We start from the raw sequence: 17,308 nt of genomic DNA on the forward strand, positions 1-17,308 counted from the left end.
CGGTGACGTCAAAGCCGAGCCTTACTAATTGCCCGAGAGCTTTTGCCGCAGTCATCTTTTCAGGTGTTGGTAACGAATCGACATCTCTGGCTTGCTTGTGAAGATTGTCACCTATACGGTTAGGAGGACATGTGATGGGATTGGGTAATCATAATTACTCATTACTAATTACTAATTCCTAATTCGAAGATTTATCAGGTGGTTATTGCGGCGGGGTCCCACCTCTTCCCATTCCGAACAGAGAAGTTAAGCCCGCTTGCGCCGATGGTACTGCAATGCAATGCGGGAGAGTAGGAGGCCGCCACTTTTTTCTTGAAGCGCCCTGTTTCAGCCATGAGACAGGACGCTTTTGTTTGTTCTTAGATTTGGCGGTTTTTTAGATCAGGTGGATAGTTCAGGGTACTAACTTGTTTAAGACTTTCACCCTCGGCATCCGATTTTCGGTCTTGTCGGGGGCTTTTTTTGTCTTTTTTCGAAACTTAGCACAAAATACTAGCCAGAAGGGGTTTAGTTAATCGGTTTTCGTGTGTATTAAGAGTGTATGACAGATCAAAGTAAACTCGAAAAGCTGTTCCGACTGCGCTACCCACGCACACTGATAGTCGGTCATCACGACCTGAATCCACATAAGGATTGTCCGTGTATAGCGAATGTAGCTGCGGAATATCAAGACCTGCAGCCGTGATAAAAAGAACATCCCCGTCACCATTTCTAGGGTGGCGGGGATGTTTATGTTTGTGCTGTGCGGTCTTCGCGTTATCCGAACTTGATGGTGCCCTGGATGGCTTCCGACTTCGGTGCGTTGTCAGCAGGTGAAGCTGCCTGTGAATCTTCGCCAGTGGCTTGCTGGTAGATGCTGTCCAGGATCTCACGTGTACGCTTGTAGGTGGGCGTCTGTTCAACGGCAGAGATGACGTCGTCGTTGTCGAGGTCGTCCGGACGGAACAGGTATATGTGCGGACGGCGCTTGTAGCGGCGCGTGGTGCTGTCGCCGCCATAGAAGCGGTTACGACGGTCCTGACGCTGTGCCTCAGCCTCCTGTTCGGCAGCCAGTCGGGTAGCCTCTTCGATGGTGTTCTGGCGCTGGCGGTGGTTAGACATGCCGTCGACATTGTCGATGCCGAAGCCGGTAGCAAGGATGGTGACCTTCACCTTCTTGCCCAGTTCGGGGTCTGTGGCTAGTCCCCACTTGATTTCGAAGTCGTTGCCGAACTTCGCCATGAAGTCGTTGACGTCGTTCATCTCCTCCATCATCAGCGATTCCTTGCCGTCCTTTCCGCCGGAGAAAGAAATGCTGAGCAGGATTTTCTTGGAGTTGAAGACATCGTTCTCGTTGAGCAGCGGCGAGTTAAGGGCATCGTCGATAGCCTTGCGCACGCGACCTTCTCCCTCGCCATAGCCTGTCGACATGATGGCTACGCCACCATCCTTGAGCACGGTCTTCACATCGTTGAAGTCGAGGTTGATGAGTCCGTGAACGGTAATGATCTCCGCAATAGACTTGGCAGCCACGCTCAGCGTGTCGTCAGCCTTTCCGAAGGCGTCGAGCACGGTCAGCTCAGGGTATATCTCGCGCAGACGCTCGTTGTTGATGACAAGGAGAGCGTCGACGTGCTTTGACATCTCCTCCACGCCGTCGAGTGCCTGGTCAATCTTACGATCACCCTCGAAGCGGAATGGAATGGTGACAATGCCGACGGTGAGGATGCCCAGTTCTTTGGAAACACGGGCGATGACAGGAGCAGCTCCCGTTCCGGTACCACCACCCATGCCGGCGGTGATGAAGGCCATGCGTGTTCCGTCGTTCAACACCTTCTTGATATCTTCCTCGCTTTCTTCTGCAGCAGCGCGTGCCTTTGCGGGGCGGTTGCCGGCACCAAGGCCTTCCTTGCCCAGTTGCAGATGAACGGGAACAGGCGAGTCATTCAGTGCCTGTGCGTCTGTGTTGCAGAGTACGAAGGTCACGTCGTGGATACCTTCACGATACATGTGGTTAACAGCGTTACCGCCACCGCCACCAACACCAATCACCTTGATGATGCTGTTCTCTTTTTCGGGCTCACCGAAATCTAATAGTATGTTGTTGTCCATAATCGTTGTCTGATTGGTTAATGAATTATTCCTCGTCGCTGATAACCTTCTCGCCAAAGCTCTTCAAACCTTTGAACATCTTGTTCCAGATGGAGTTTTCCTTCTTGATGCGCTGACGCTCACGCTCCTCAGCTTCCGCCTTCTCACGGGCGATACGGTCTTCCTCATCCTTCTGGCGGCGAGCCTCCTCGTCGGCACGACGAATCTCGTCGACCGTGCGAACGACACCAGCTGGTGTCTCGACAGCCTGACGGGCGCGGCGCTCAGTGAAGGTCTCCGTCTGTTGCTGCTTCGGTGTGGCAAAGAGGTTGCCGTTGGGGTCGAACTCATCGCCAGCGCAGTTGATGTCACCCTTCGCCAACAGTCCGAGCACTGTGTTCAGTTTGCCGTCGTGGGCGTTGATGTCGGAGAGGGTAGAGGTGATAGTCTGTGTGACGAATTTGGCAATGCGAATCTTGTCGATGTGCGTATAGTTCTGGAAAGCCTTCTCGATGTCCTTCATGTTAGAACCACCACCCGTCAGGATGATACCTCCGAGCAACTTGTCGCAATACTCCTCTGGCACCTGGCACCATACGTTGGCGATGATTTCCTCGAGACGTCCTTCGACAATCTCAATGAACTTGCGTGCCTCAATCTGACGATCCTGGTCAATGGAGTATTTCAGGTTGTTGTCAATCTCAGCATTGTCCGTGTATGCACTAGCGTATTTCAGTTTCATCTTCTCGGCATCAGTCTCCTCCATCTGGAGAGAAGCGATGTCCTTGGTGATGTTGTTAGAACCCAAGGGAATGACTGCCAGATGGCGCAGGACATTCTTTGAGTAGACACTGACGGTGGTCGTGTCGGCACCCATGTCGACCAGTGCACATCCCGAACGGCGCTCCGTCTCCGTCAGTACGCTGTCTGCCAACGCCAGCGGTGCCAGATACATCTCTGCCACATTGATGTTAGCAGCCTCAAAGCAGCTGTTGAGGTTCTTGTAGAACGTCTTACGCTGCAGGATATTGAGGAAGTTGCCCTCAATGTGTGAACATGGAATGCCGACCGGATCCAGCTGATACTGCGAGTCCACCTTGTACTCCTGTACGGCGGCATCAAGTATCTCCTGGTCAGGGTATTTCATGTTACGGTTGGCATCCATCAGTTCAATGACCATCTCCTGTGAGATGGGTGTCTCAATGTTCATGTCCTTGGAAATCACATTGCGAATAGAGCGAATAGACTGGCCTCCTACACCAACATAGACCTGTGTGATGGTGGTCTTGAGCTGACCTTCCATCTTGTTGATAATGTTGGTGAGGCACTGGGCAGTCTTATCGATGTTATAAACCACTCCTTTGCGGATACATGATGAAGAGTCCTCCTTGATACATGCCAGCACCTGAATGCTGCCGTCAAGGTTCTTCTTGCCTGCAATACCGGTCATCTTAGATGAACCCAACTCGATAGCTACGATAAAATCCTTTGGCATCTTTATACTATGTTTTTACGATTTACATTGTTGTGAATTTGCGTTTCTTGCAGATAATCTGGTTGTCGAATTCCAGACTGATATAGGAGTATTTGTTCCAGCCAGCCTGACTCAGTCCATAGCGGTAGAACTTCTCCAGGCGGGAGAATTTCTTGTCAATGTTGACGGGTTTGCCGAGGTAGACGACATGATCGCCAACGCGTGGTATCGCTTCTACACTGCCGTCATGCAGGATGTTAAGCTGTTCTATCTGACTGCGCCACAGCGGGTGTTTGATGAGATAGTTGCCAAACTGCGTGAGGAACTTCTGGGCATACTTCTTGTTGATGGCTCCCGTGGCGACTACGAGATCATTGGCATAGCTCGTCTCAGGCATGATATTGCCAAATTCGTCGACGTAGTAGTCTTCACCATTGTCGGCCTTGATGCGGATGACAGGCAGGCGCTGTACCAGATTGATGATGACGTGTCCAGTCTGTGTCTTATAGCACTGTGCTTTGTCAACAATGGGATTTTTCAGCAGGGACTCTTCTATCTTGCGCGGGTTGATATCTTTCATCACGTCGCCCAATGGGTAAAGCCTTGCCTGTTGCAGCTGAATCTTGACATCGTTGGCATTGAGGAATCCCTTGGAACTGCTTTCCTCGATGTTGATCTTGACTTTGTCACACACATGGCTCAGTTCGTCAGGGGTATTAAATGCCGTGACGGCTAATACCAGATAGATGCCCAGCACCATGTCTGTTGTCAGGATAGCGGTTTTTTTCCAACTGAAAGCCATGTTTATTTACGATTTGACAATTTACTATTTGACAATTTACAATTTACTATTGAGGATTTGCGTCATTTGGGGAACTTGATTGTCCAAGTCGCCGGCACCCAGTACGATGAGCACATCGAAGGTGCGCTGCTTTAACAGTTCCAGGACCTCGTCCTTACGGATAATCTGTTTCTCAATGCCTGGTCGCAGGTTGTCGTAGATGAGCTGCGAGGTGACGCCAGGGATGGGTTGCTCGCGAGCCGGGTATATCTCGGTGAGGATGACCTCGTCGAGTTGACTCAGTGCGTCGGCAAAGTCCTTGTAGAAGTCACGTGTACGGGTGTAGAGGTGGGGCTGGAAGATAGCCGTGATCTTACGGTTCTTATACAGTTCCTTGATGCTCTTGGCACTCTGGTAGATTTCCTTCGGGTGGTGGGCATAGTCGGAGAGGAATACCAACTTGTCGTTCTTGATTTTGAAGTCGAAGCGACGGTCGACACCTCTGTAGGTTTGAATACCGTAGCGCAGTTCCTCGGCAGTACATCCAGCCAGCTGAGCCATAGCCATTGCGGCAATGGCATTCTCGATATTGATGGGGATGGGTTGCCCGAGACGAACGTTCTTCACCGACTCAACGGGTGAGATGAAGTCGAATGTGATCTCACCATTCTCGATGCGGATGTTGTCAGCGTGGAAGTCGCCTTCATTCAGTGCATAATCGTAGCGGCGAACACCCTCGGGCAAGTTCTCCTTCATCTCCAGTCCACGGTGAATGATGAGCGCCCCCTGCGGCTGTATGAGTTCCGTATAGTGGCGGAAACTCTCCAGATAAGCCTCTTTGGTGCCGTAGATGTCCAGATGGTCTGGATCCGTAGATGTAATGACTGTCATGAACGGAGAGAGCCAGTGAAAAGAACGGTCAAACTCGTCAGCCTCAATGACCACGAAGTCGGAGTCAGAGAGAATGTAGTTTGTACCATAGTTCTTAGAGATACCTCCCAGGAAGGCGTTACAATCCAGATGACTCTGGTGCATGATATGGGCGCACATGGTCGACGTCGTCGTCTTACCATGCGTGCCAGCCACACAAAGTCCCTTATGCTGACGTGTCAGTGTACCTAATACCTGTGCGCGTTTTTGTATCTCAAAGCCGTTCTCACGGAAGAAACAGAGCTCCTGATGTTCCTGCGGGATAGCCGGTGTGTAGATGACGAGGCATGACTGCGACTGCTTGCAAGCATGGGGAATCTGGTTGATGTCCTCTTCATAATGAATCAGCATACCCTCCTTCTCCAACTGACGGGTAAGGGTGCTAGGGGTTTTGTCGTAACCGGCTACGACAAGTCCTTTTTTCAGGAAATAGCGGGCGATGGCGCTCATGCCGATGCCGCCTGCTCCTACGAAATAGACAGCTTTGATATCTTTCAGTTCCATTGGTTTAATTGCATTAATGGGCTTTCTCAGCCAGTTTTATCACTTCTTTGGCGATAATCTCTGCCGATGCAGGCAACGCCATCTTCAGGATGTTCTCGTGGAGACTCTGCAATTTGGCGGCATCACGAACCACGTCGAGAGCCATCTGGATAAGTTGTTGGGGAGCATCAGCATCCTTCACGTAAATGGCAGCCTGTTTGTTAACCAGTGCCATGGCATTCTTGGTTTGATGGTCCTCAGCTACATTGGGCGAAGGAACGAGAATGACGGGAATGCCCAAGAGACAGAACTCGCTGATAGAGCCTGCTCCGGCACGGCTGACCACCACATCGGCAGCCTTGTAGGCCGCACCCATGTCGCTGATGAAATCAGTGACGACGAGGTTGGGTAGCTCTTGTCCCTTCATACGTTCGCTAATCTCAGCACTATAATACTTACCCGTCTGCCAGATAAACTGAACCTCACTCTGACGAATCAGGTCGAGGTGTTGTAACACGCTCTCGTTCAGTGTGCGTGCTCCTAAGCTTCCCCCCACGATGAGCACGGTCTTCTTGGTCGTGTCAAGTCCGAAAGCGGCAAGCGCCTCATCACGGGAAATGTGGGTGTCAAGTAACTGCTGGCGCACAGGATTTCCTGTGAGCATAATCTTCTCTGCAGGAAAGAAGCGTTCCATGCCTTCATAAGCCACGCAAATCTTGCTGGCTTTCTTTGCCAACAGTTTGTTGGTGACACCTGCATAGGAGTTTTGCTCCTGTAGCAGACAAGGGATGCCTTTGGCTGCAGCCATGTTCAGCGTGGGTCCGCTGGCATATCCGCCTACGCCTACAGCAACCTGTGGACGGAACTCCTTGATAATCTGTTTAGCCATGCGTTGGCTCTTCCAGATTTTGAAGAGTACCTTGAAATTCTTGAGCAGGTTTTTTCGGTCAAATCCCTGGATGGGCAGTCCTTTAATCTCATAGCCGGCAGCGGGGACCCGCTGCATCTCCATGCGTCCTAACGCACCGACGAAAAGTATTTTAGCATCAGGGCGTAAGGCTTTGATGGCGTTCGCTATTGATACGGCAGGGAAGATATGGCCTCCAGTTCCACCACCGCTGATAATGACTCTTAACTCGCTCATAATTTCTTTGATATTGTTATGCTTGCAAAAGTACAAATTAAATTTCTTTTCTTGGCATATTTTAGCCGATATTTTCTTCTTTCCTCATTTTTGCCGACCGACTGACACTCAAGATGGCTCCGATATAGGCACAATTGATGATTGTGGACGTACCTCCTTTCGAGATGAGCGGCAGTGGCTGACCTGTCACGGGAGCCAGTCCAACAGCCACCATCATGTTGAACACCGCCTGGATGACCAGTAGCAGTCCGAGCCCCATGGCCAGGAAGGCAGGGAAGTTGTTCTCACAGCGCGACGCGATGCGGGCGCAGCGGTATAGGAGGATGATGTAAAGGAATGCTACAGCGGCAGCTCCGAGGAGTCCCAGTTCCTCAATGATGATGGCATAAATGAAGTCGGAGAATGCCTGCGATAGGAAGTCGCGTTCGGTGCTCTTGCCTGGTCCTTTGCCGATGATGCCACTTGACACGATGGCGATGTTGGCATGTGCCACCTGTGCATCTTTGTCGAGGTCGTAATCTTGTGGCGAGGGCTTAGGCCTGCCGAACTTTTTGATACGGCTCTTCCAGGTGTCTGCACGGTGGAACATCTTCTCGATGGCGCTTTTCTCCTTTTTGGGCTGGTCTGTCTGTTCAACCTTTGTCAATTCATTATTCTCCTCTGCCGCATCGTGTCCTACCATCATCACCATGGACACGGCAAATACGCCTGCTAGTGCGATGATACCTATCAATTTGCCCAATTGCTTTATGGGGACAAGTCCGATGAACATCATAATGAGTACGACCATAAAAAGCAATGCAGCAGTGGAGAGGTTTTCTAATCCGATGAGGAAGCAGGCAGGGATGGTGATTCGCATAATCCACTTGAAGGCGTTGCGGTCAGCACCGCCCTCGCGCTGCATGGCAGCCAATATCTGGGCAACGATAAGCACCACCGTACCTTTGGCAATCTCAGAAGGCTGGAAAGTGAAGCCAAACAGGTTGATCCAACGGCCGGCATCACCCACCTTGGTTCCAGCCAACAGCACCCATAGCAGGGTAATGAGGGAGATGAGCATGAGGAACGGCGTCATCAGCTTGAAATAGCGACAGGGGATGTTCAGCGTCACGATGGCGACGACGACACCGACGATAATGGTGCCGGCATGGTAGACAATCGGTCCAATGTAGTTCTGGCTCTTATACGTCAGTCCGCTGGAAGCCGAGAAGACCTCCACGATACTGATCATACAGAGGAAGAAGAACACCATCCAGATGACCTTGTCGCCTTTAAAGATTCTGCCTATCTTCTTTTCCATTTACAAGTTTCTTGCTAATTCCTTAAACTGTTCACCACGATCCTCCATGTTCTTGAACAAATCGAAAGAGGCGCAGCAGGGAGAGAGGAGTACCGTCATGCCCGGCTCAGCCATCTCGTAGCAGGCCTGTACACACTCCTTCATGGAATGCGTGTCGCGTACGGGAATGCCCAATGAGTCGAAGTTATCGTGCAACTTCTGATTGTCTGCTCCCAGGTATACCAGACCGGCACACTTTTCACGGATGAGCGGCTTGATAGGGTCGTAGTCGTTACCCTTGTCCTTACCGCCAACAATGAGGATGGTCTTGGTCTTCATGGATTCCAGTGCGTACCAGCATGCATCGACGTTAGTGGCTTTCGAGTCGTTGATATACTGAACACCACGTACGGTGCAGACCTTCTCCAAGCGGTGTTCCACGCCGGGGAAGTCGCTGAGAGCCTGACGTATGACGTCTTTCTGAATGCCCGCAATATTCGTAGCGATACCTGCTGCCAGTGAGTTGTAGATGTTATGCTTACCCGTGAGACTGAGAGACTCCTGTTCCATATTGAAAGGCTCTGGCTTCTCTATCTTGTACTGTCCTTCTTCGATGTAGCCGATTGTCCCGTTCTCTTTTAGTTCGGAGAAAGGATATTGAATGGCTTTGATGTTATATTTCTCCAGCTCTTTCTTGATAATAGGATCGTCGTTCCAGTAGATGAACGCATCTTGAGGTGTCTGGTTCTGGATGATGCGCATCTTGGCATCGACATAGTTCTGCATCTTGAAATCGTAGCGATCAAGATGGTCTGGTGTGATATTTAGCAAGATAGCGATGTTGGCTCGGAAATCGTACATGTTGTCGAGCTGGAACGAGCTCAACTCGATGATGTAGTATTCATGCGGGTCCTCAGCGACCTGTAGTGCCAGCGAGTTTCCGATGTTGCCGGCTAGTCCGGCATCGTAGCCAGCTTTTTTGAAGATATGGTAGATGAGACTCGTTGTCGTCGTTTTACCATTAGACCCTGTGATACAAATCATCTTGGAATGTGTATAGCGTCCGGCAAACTCAATTTCGCTGATGATATGAATGCCACGTGCCTTGATCTTCTGAATCATGGGTGCTGTGTCAGGGATGCCCGGACTCTTGATAACCTCGTCGGCATCCAGGATTTTCTCCTCACTGTGTTGGCCTTCTTCCCAGCATATCTGGTGGTCGTCCATCAGTTTCTTATACTTGTCGTGGATCTTCGACATGTCGCTGACGAAGACCTCAAATCCTTCTTTCTTGGCAAGAACGGCAGCGCCTGCTCCGCTCTCTCCTGCTCCTAAAATGACAATCTTGCTCATCTTACTTTCAATGTTATGATGGTTAATGCTGCTAATATAATCGAAATAATCCAGAAACGGGAGGTAATCTTCGACTCGTGGAATGGGCGTTTAGGCCACCCTTTCAGGATATAAGTGCTTGTGGCATCCAACTGTGAGTCCAGACGTCGGAACGTGTCGTGGATGGGTGTGGCACGGAAGACGCGCACACGCTTGCCCTTGCGCTTCTGTATTTTGAACCACTGCGTCTGGATGATGACACTCAGACTCTCGATGAAGAAGATGCCGCACAAAGTGATGAGCATCAACTCTTTATGGATGATGATGGCACATACACCGATGATGCCGCCAATAGTCAGAGAGCCCGTGTCGCCCATGAAGACCTGTGCCGGATAAGCATTGTACCACAGGAAACCGACAACGGCACCGATGAAGGCGCTCAGGAAGACGACAAGCTCCTCAGAATGAGGGATATACATGATATCGAAATAGGCGGCGTAGACGATATGCGACGAGACGTAGGCGAAGATCATCAAAGCCACACCAATGATGGCGGAGTTGCCTGCACACATGCCGTCCATACCATCGTTGAGGTTGGCACCGTTGGAAACGGCAGTGACGACGACGATGGTCATGATGACAAACAGAATCCAGCCGGCTGCGGTCTTGTACTTCCCGCAGAACGACATGATGTTTGAGTAGTTCAAGTTGTGGTTCTTGAAGAACGGAATCGTGGTCTGCAATGATTTGACAGGCTCTGTCTTATGACTGATGACGATCTCCTGGCCCTGCTTGACCTGCGAGACGTTTTCACGAATCACAGCATCGGGACTAAGCCAAAGCGTGAGTCCTACGATAAAGCCGATACTTACCTGTCCGATAATCTTGTAAATCCCCTTCAGACCCTCTTTGTTCTTTTTGAAAATCTTGATATAGTCGTCCATGAAACCGAGGAATCCAAGCCATACCGTGGTGATAATCATCAGTATCAGGTAGATGTTACGCATACGGCCTAATAGCAAAACTGGTATTAGGATGGACACGATGATAATGATGCCACCCATGGTGGGCACGCCTTTCTTCTCAACACCAAAGGGGTCGATGCTTGGGTCACGCGCTGTCTCCGAAATATTACGACGCTTCATCCATCTGATGAAGTGTTCACCGAACCATGCTGAGATGAGCAGCGACATAATCAGTGCGAGCAGTGAACGGAATGATATATAAGACCAGATGTGTGCACCCGGAATGTTGAACTGCTCTAAGAAACGGAAGAGATAGTATAGCATATTATCAATTTACAAATTTGACGATTTACAATTTACTATTTAGACATTACCGAAAATCTCACGTACGACTTCGCGGTCGTCGAAGTGGTGCTTCACACCTTTTATCTCTTGATAGTCCTCGTGGCCTTTGCCTGCGATGAGGATAACGTCACCCTTCTCTGCCATCATACAGGCTGTACGGATGGCTTCGCGACGGTCAACAATAGAAACCACTTTCTTCATCTGCTGGGGTGAGAGACCTGCCAGCATGTCGTTGATGATGTCTTGAGGCTCCTCGTTGCGTGGATTGTCGGAGGTAATGATGACACGGTCGCTCTGTTTGACGGCTTCCTGAGCCATCAATGGACGCTTTCCCTTGTCACGGTTGCCGCCGGCACCGCAGACAGTGATGACCTTGCCCTGCTTGCCTTCCAACACTTCGTGAATGGCGTTGAGTACATTCTCTAAAGCATCAGGTGTATGTGCATAGTCGACAACAGCCGTTATACCATCCTCGGAACGGATAGGCTCCAGACGACCAGCCACACTCTTCAGGGTACTCAGTACAAGGAGGATGTCTTCGGGTTTCTTGCCTAACATGACGGCAGCCCCATAGACAGCCAATAAGTTGGAGACATTGAACTTCCCGATAAACTGCACACCCACCTCATGACCGTTGATTTCCAGATACATACCCTCGAAATGACACTCGATGATACGGGCGCGGAAGTCAGCCATCGAACGGGTCGAATAAGTCTTTATCTGCGCTTTGGTGTTCTGCACCATCACACTGCCGTTCTTGTCGTCGGCATTGGTGATGGCAAAGGCTGTTTTGGGGAGGTTGTCGAAGAATGCTTTCTTCGCATCACGGTAGTTCTCAAAGGTCTTATGATAGTCCAAGTGGTCGCGAGTAAGATTGGTAAACAGTCCGCCGGCAAACTTCAGTCCACCAATGCGCTGTTGTGCGATGGCATGGCTGGAGCATTCCATGAAAGCATATTCACAGCCGGCTTCCACCATCATGTGCAGCAGACGGTTTAGTTCGATAGGATCTGGTGTTGTATGATCAGCGGGAATGGCTTCTCCTTCGATGTAGTTGCACACGGTCGAGAGCAGTCCGCATTTATGCCCAAACTTACGGAACATATTATATAATAAGGTGGCAATGGTTGTCTTGCCGTTCGTTCCGGTAACGCCTACTAGCTTCAAGTGTTGCGAGGGCTCTCCGTAGAACACCGTAGCAACAGGGCCAACAGCTTCTTCTGTAGACGAGACCTGTACATAGGTGATGCCTGGCAGACAGTCTTCGGGAATGTCTTCGCACAGCACGGCAATAGCACCTAGTTCCAATGCCTTCGGGATGAAACGGTGACCATCTGTCTGCGTTCCTTTGATAGCCACGAAGAGGTGTCCCTCCTTTATCTTTCGTGAGTCGATGTTAACACCCGTGATTTCTGTCTCGGTGCTCCCTATGATTGTCATAGGCTTGACTAGTTTGAGCAGCTCGCTTAATTTCATATACTTATTTATATTAATAGGAAGAATTATTCTAATGTCAGTATGCACACGCTGTTTTCCGTGATGGCCTTGCCAGCTGGGTAGCTCTGCTTCTTTACCTTTCCTCTGCCGACCAGCTTGACACGTAGTCCGTGACTTTCGAGCAGATAGACAGCATCCTTGGCACCCATGCCGACAACGTTAGGAGTGATGTCCTGTTTCGTCTTTACGTCATTCGCCATGCGTTTTCTGATGCCTAACTTATTCAGTACATAGTTGGCATCTTTGCTGTTGCCATCTTTGACTTCTGGAATGAACACAGAATGCTCATCGCGCGCATCCTCGACACTCATCTTCAGGTTACGTGCCATGACACCTTCTGCGATATGGTGGAAGACGACACCGCTCATACCACCACCCGAAGCAGGCAGGCCAGACTTCTTGAGGCAGACGATGCAGGAGTAGCGTGGGTTGTCTGCAGGGAAATAACCGGCAAACGACAGCCAATATTGTACGGTACCGCTCTTGTAACCGGCCTTACCTTGTGATACCTGTGCCGTACCCGTCTTGCCAGCGACCTTGAACAGGCGGGAACCAGCCTTACGACCAAGTCCCTGACTGACGACATGCTCCAGAATGGTCTGCATGGTCTTGACAGCTTTGGGCTTGGCGATGCGCTCCTTGATGACCTCTGGCGGGAATTCCCTGATAACCTCACCGTTCTTGACGACCTTCTTGACAAAGCGCGGACGCATCATCTTGCCGTTGTTGGCAATGGCATTGTAGAAAGTGACCGTATTAATCGGGGCAATCTGCGTTTCGTAGCCAATAGACATCCAGGGCAAGGTGGTGGCATACCAGTTGTCGTCGTAGTGACCGTTCTTCTTACGCTTAGGCATACGGATGAGTGGCGGACGATAGCCAGGCAGGATGTTCTGCAACTTCAAGTCCTCTGCGATACCAATGCGGTGGAGCCCTTTGACATAACGCTCAGCCTGATCGTGGTATATTTTATCAATGACATGGCTCACGCCGATGTTGGAACTGACTTCCAGCGTGCGTGCCATATTGATGTCGCCATAGCCGCCACGACGCCAGTTGTGGTCCTTCATCTCTCGTCCGTACATGGGCATGACACCGCCACCCGTGTGAATGACGTAACTGGTGTCTATCTTATGACCTCCGATGGGTAGCTCGTCGTCAAGGGCAACGAGGAAGGACGCCACCTTGAATACGGAACCGGGTTCACAGCGGTAGCTAATGGCACTGTTGACGGTCTCTGCATAGTAAGGATTCCCCTCGCTGTCATGATAACGCTGCATGTTGACGATGGCTTTCACGTCGCCTGTGGCCACTTCCATCAAGATGGCAACACCCATCTCTCCGTTGACTAGCTTCAACTCGTCGAGCAGGGCGCGTTCTGCCAAGTCCTGCATGTTCACGTCAATGGTTGTCACGATGTCACCACCATCGATGGGTAAGGTGACGGGAATATTCATGTATTTGTTCAAGACCTTACGGCGTCCGGTGATACCTGGTGTGCCACGCAGAATAGAGTCGTAGGCAAGTTCCAGTCCGAAGTAGGCAGAGTCCTTGGCACCATACAGACCACCGATGGTGCGCTGAGCCAGTGTGGTGAACGGGCGGCGACGTGCATTGAAGACCTCTTCGTGGAAACCACTCTTGTATTTGGGCATGTTAAAGAAAGGTAGGCTCTTCACCTCGACATAGGTGTTGTAGTCGATGCGTCGAGGATAGATGGGCCAGTGGCGTGCACCGACGGTGCCATTACTGTTGACTTTTTTCTTTCCCTTTTCCAACAGTACTTTGAACTCGTGTGCGGTGTAGGGGAAAATGTGACTGAGGCCCTCGCAGACAGAGTCTACTTTTTCGTCCCAGAGAGAGTCGTCCTCAAAGGCTGCGGCTTGGAAGTCAATAAATATCTTGTATTCTGGAATACTGGTAGCCATCAGCTGACCGTCACAGCTGAGGATGTTGCCTCGGTTAGGCTTGACACTGACAGAGTCACGTTTCAGACGGTCGGCTACCTCCGTCCAGTATTGCTTTTTGGCAGTCATGGTGTAGAAGGCTTTGCCAATGATGGCAAAACCAATGAGCGTCAGGATGATGGAAACCGCCATGTAGCGCGGTATCACTTTGTCGTTGTCGAACTTGCTCATATCTCTACTCGGGTATTTCGATTATAAACGGCGGCTGGTCTGCCTGATGAAGCAGCGAGTCCTTATTTTGTTTGAGGATGTCAAGCACATGACTCTCACGGCATTTCTCTGTGAGTGTACTCGATGCGCTGAGGGCCTTGAACTTAGCGTCTTTAAGCTGTCCTTCCATGCGGTCAATAGTAATCATGTCCTGTTGACACTGGTAGCGGAAAGCCACATAGATAATGGTAAAGACCACAATCAGTACAAACAGCCAGATTTGTGAGCGCACGATTTGGGTGGTTAGCAAGTCTCCACCCAGAATGGCACGCAGATTGATTTGCTGGGAAGGATGTGGGTCCTCTTCCTTGGCTGTCTCCTTGATCTTCTGCAGTGCTTCTTTCAAGGTCTTCTCAGGAGCCTCTTCGGATGTTTCCTCTTGTCCTTTAAGGGGCTGCTCTTCCTCTATGATGTTGTCTGTTTCTGTCATATTGTTATTTGTTCTTTTCTGCTATTCTGAGTTTTGCACTCCGACTGCGTGGGTTGCGTTGTTGTTCCTCGTCGGAAGGAACGGTAACTTTGTTGACCAGACGGAAGGGACTGTTGATGTGTCCGAAGAAGTCTTGTTCTATCTTTCCCTCTGCATTGCCTGCCTTCATGACGTTCTTGACGATGCGGTCTTCTAATGAGTGGTAGGTGATAACGCTTAAGCGACCTCCCTCACGAAGCAGTGTGGTGGCGCCCCGAAGCATGTCGCGCAGGGCATCCATCTCATGGTTGACCTCAATCCGCAGTGCTTGATAGAGGCGAGCCAGGTCTTTCTTCTCGCGCTCGGAACGCATGAGCGGTTCAATGACCTCGCTGAGGTCAGCAGTTGTCAGAACGGGTTTCTGTTGACGGTGGTCCACAATGGCTTTGGCAATGCGTCTTGCATTCTTCATCTCACCGTAAAGGTAGAACACGTCAGCCAACTGCTCCTCTGTATAGTTGTTCAGCATGTCTGCAGCCGTTTGTCCGGCACGTTTGTTCATGCGCATGTCCAGTGGAGCATCGAATCGGAAGGAGAAACCGCGCGTTTCGTCATCGAAATGGTGGCTTGATACCCCTAAGTCGGCCAGCAAACCGTCGATATGCTCAACGCCATAGTATTGCATCCAGTTGGTGATATACCTGAAGTTGCTGCGCACGAAGGTGAAACGGGCATCGTCAACGATGTTCTTTTCGGCATCGGCATCCTGATCGAAGCTGTACAGATGACCGTTCTTACCTAGGCGGGAGAGTATTTCTCGGGAATGACCGCCGCCGCCAAAGGTGACATCTACGTAAATGCCGTCGGGCTGGATGTCCAGCCCGTCGACACTCTCCTGTAGGAGTACAGGAACGTGATATGTCTCAGCGGTAGTTACCATATCTTTACTCATCACTGTTTTCTTCCATGAGCATTTGTAATGCTTGTCCGAATTCTTCCGGCTTCATCTGTTGCTGCTCAACTTTCTGGTTACTCCATATCTCAATGGTGTCACCCATGCCGATAAACTTGATGTCTTGGGTGATGTCAGCCATTCGCAGATAGCGCTTGGGTATCAGGAACCTGCCGTTTCCGTCAAGTGTGACTAATTCCACTTCGCTGACAAATTGACGGAACACCTGCTGATGTTGCTTGTTCCATCGGTTTAGTCTGGAACGTAAGCTGTCCATCTGTTCGTTCCATATGCTTTCAGGATATAATACGAGGCAAGGTTGGAAGACGTCCTTTCGGAGCACTAACCGCTCGTCGCCTCCGCCTTGCAGCACTTTGCGGAAAGCTGCGGGCAGGAAAGCACGCCCTTTCGTGTCTGTCTTGGCCTCTATATTACCTAAAAAACGCATACGTACTTCTTTATTTTAATAAGTTTGGGTGCAAAGATAAACATTTTTCCCCACATTCCCCCACATTTCTCCACTTTTTTTAGTGAATATTTTTTAAAACGCTTTAAATACGTCATTTTTTTCATAAAAAGTTTAGGTATTCACAAAGATTTGACTTAACTTTGCAAACTGTTAGTATTATCTGGGAGAAATGGGACAGATTACAGAGAAGACAATAGATATTGATGGCATTCTGAAAGGAAAGATGGGCGCCAAGGCAAAATGGTTGCCCAGGCCGTTGGTGTCTTGGTTGAAACGTATTGCCCATCAGGACCAGGTAAACGCATTCCTTTGGGAATCACGTGACAAGATTGGTACAGAATGGTTGGAGGAGTGTGTCCGATACTTGCAGATGACCTTGAAGGTTGAAGGGATGGATAATCTCCCAGCAAAGGATGACGGTCGTCTGTATACCATTGTTTCCAATCATCCCCTCGGAGGTGCTGACGGCGTAGCACTAGGGGCCATCATAGGTCGCCATTTTGATTCCCGTTTCCGTTATTTGGTTAATGACTTGCTGATGAATCTGCCAGGATTGGCACCGCTATGTATACCTATCAATAAAACGGGACATCAGAGTCGGAACTTCCCAGCAATGGTGAAGGCAGGATTTGAGAGTGACAACCACATGCTGATGTACCCTGCGGGCATTTGTTCGCGTCGCCAAAAGGATGGGAAGATTCGTGATATCCCCTGGTCGAAGACGTTTATACAGAAAAGTGTAGAGTATCATCGTGACGTGGTGCCTATTCACTTTAGCGGCCAAAACTCGGACTTCTTCTATAAACTGGCTAATTTCAGCGACAGGTTCCTTCCTTTCAATCTGGCCATGCTTTTCTTGGTCGATGAAATGTACAAGAATGTCGGTAAGACTTTTGAAGTCTGCATAGGTAAACCCATTCCTTGGCAGACTTTTGACAAGAGTCGGTCGCCCCAACAATGGGCACAGTATGTGCAAGATATCGTCTATTCTCTATAATCCA

General features: G+C 50.1%; 14 protein-coding genes, 1 rRNA gene and 1 pseudogene. 3 read left to right on the forward strand and 13 right to left on the reverse strand.

Going from position 1 to position 17,308, the window contains the following annotated elements:
- Positions 1–194 precede the first annotated feature (194 nt).
- Together rrf and BLU47_RS10845 are read left to right on the forward strand one after the other, a co-directional pair.
- Positions 195–307 (forward strand): 5S ribosomal RNA (gene rrf, locus BLU47_RS10840).
- Between the two features lie 267 nt (positions 308–574).
- Positions 575–685, forward strand: a pseudogene (locus BLU47_RS10845) (N-acetylmuramoyl-L-alanine amidase); the annotation flags it as partial.
- A gap of 71 nt (positions 686–756) precedes the next feature.
- Here BLU47_RS10845 and ftsZ read toward each other — a convergent pair.
- From ftsZ to mraZ, 13 genes are read right to left on the reverse strand one after another with little or no spacing between them, the layout of a single operon-like run.
- Positions 757–2,091 carry a cell division protein FtsZ gene (gene ftsZ, locus BLU47_RS10850; protein WP_091962425.1) on the reverse strand — a complete coding sequence of 445 codons (1,335 nt, stop codon included), beginning with the start codon at positions 2,089–2,091 and terminating at the stop codon, positions 757–759.
- Between the two features lie 25 nt (positions 2,092–2,116).
- The gene (gene ftsA / locus BLU47_RS10855; protein ID WP_091962427.1) at positions 2,117–3,565 is read right to left on the reverse strand and encodes a cell division protein FtsA; all 1,449 of its coding nucleotides are present in this window, start codon (positions 3,563–3,565) and stop codon (positions 2,117–2,119) included.
- A gap of 22 nt (positions 3,566–3,587) precedes the next feature.
- Positions 3,588–4,346, reverse strand: coding sequence for a cell division protein FtsQ (locus BLU47_RS10860; protein ID WP_091962430.1), 759 nt, complete (start codon positions 4,344–4,346; stop codon positions 3,588–3,590).
- A gap of 36 nt (positions 4,347–4,382) precedes the next feature.
- Positions 4,383–5,759, reverse strand: a complete 1,377-nt coding sequence (gene murC, locus BLU47_RS10865) for a UDP-N-acetylmuramate--L-alanine ligase (RefSeq protein WP_091962432.1) — start codon at positions 5,757–5,759, stop codon at positions 4,383–4,385.
- Between the two features lie 13 nt (positions 5,760–5,772).
- Positions 5,773–6,885: an undecaprenyldiphospho-muramoylpentapeptide beta-N-acetylglucosaminyltransferase gene (gene murG, locus BLU47_RS10870; RefSeq protein WP_091962594.1), complete on the reverse strand. Its 1,113-nt coding sequence runs from the start codon at positions 6,883–6,885 to the stop codon at positions 5,773–5,775.
- Positions 6,886–6,943: 58 nt separating this feature from the next.
- Positions 6,944–8,182, reverse strand: coding sequence for an FtsW/RodA/SpoVE family cell cycle protein (locus BLU47_RS10875; RefSeq protein WP_091962435.1), 1,239 nt, complete (start codon positions 8,180–8,182; stop codon positions 6,944–6,946).
- Complete coding sequence (gene murD, locus BLU47_RS10880) at positions 8,183–9,514, reverse strand: UDP-N-acetylmuramoyl-L-alanine--D-glutamate ligase (protein WP_091962436.1); 1,332 nt, start codon at positions 9,512–9,514, stop codon at positions 8,183–8,185.
- On the reverse strand, positions 9,511–10,782 hold the full coding sequence (locus tag BLU47_RS10885) for a phospho-N-acetylmuramoyl-pentapeptide-transferase (protein WP_091962439.1): 1,272 nt from the start codon (positions 10,780–10,782) through the stop codon (positions 9,511–9,513). The genes murD and BLU47_RS10885 overlap by 4 nt, the downstream gene beginning before the upstream one ends.
- 39 nt (positions 10,783–10,821) lie before the next feature.
- Positions 10,822–12,279 (reverse strand): UDP-N-acetylmuramoyl-L-alanyl-D-glutamate--2,6-diaminopimelate ligase, encoded by a 1,458-nt coding sequence (locus BLU47_RS10890; RefSeq protein ID WP_091962441.1) that lies wholly within the window; start codon positions 12,277–12,279, stop codon positions 10,822–10,824.
- Between the two features lie 26 nt (positions 12,280–12,305).
- Positions 12,306–14,438 carry a penicillin-binding protein gene (locus tag BLU47_RS10895; protein ID WP_091962446.1) on the reverse strand — a complete coding sequence of 711 codons (2,133 nt, stop codon included), beginning with the start codon at positions 14,436–14,438 and terminating at the stop codon, positions 12,306–12,308.
- A gap of 4 nt (positions 14,439–14,442) precedes the next feature.
- Complete coding sequence (locus BLU47_RS10900) at positions 14,443–14,907, reverse strand: FtsL-like putative cell division protein (protein ID WP_176780553.1); 465 nt, start codon at positions 14,905–14,907, stop codon at positions 14,443–14,445.
- 4 nt (positions 14,908–14,911) lie between these two features.
- A complete protein-coding gene (gene rsmH, locus BLU47_RS10905) occupies positions 14,912–15,826 on the reverse strand; it encodes a 16S rRNA (cytosine(1402)-N(4))-methyltransferase RsmH (protein WP_091962599.1) in 915 nt (304 codons plus the stop codon).
- Between the two features lie 4 nt (positions 15,827–15,830).
- Entirely contained in the window at positions 15,831–16,286 is a 456-nt protein-coding gene (gene mraZ / locus BLU47_RS10910) for a division/cell wall cluster transcriptional repressor MraZ (RefSeq protein WP_091962448.1), read from the reverse strand.
- A 190-nt stretch (positions 16,287–16,476) separates the two neighbouring features.
- On the opposite strand from mraZ, the gene BLU47_RS10915 reads away from it, so the two are divergent.
- Complete coding sequence (locus tag BLU47_RS10915) at positions 16,477–17,304, forward strand: glycerol acyltransferase (protein WP_091962451.1); 828 nt, start codon at positions 16,477–16,479, stop codon at positions 17,302–17,304.
- The last annotated feature ends 4 nt before the right edge of the window (positions 17,305–17,308 follow it).

It is taken from the genome of Prevotella sp. tc2-28, assembly GCF_900107705.1.
Taxonomy (GTDB): domain Bacteria; phylum Bacteroidota; class Bacteroidia; order Bacteroidales; family Bacteroidaceae; genus Prevotella.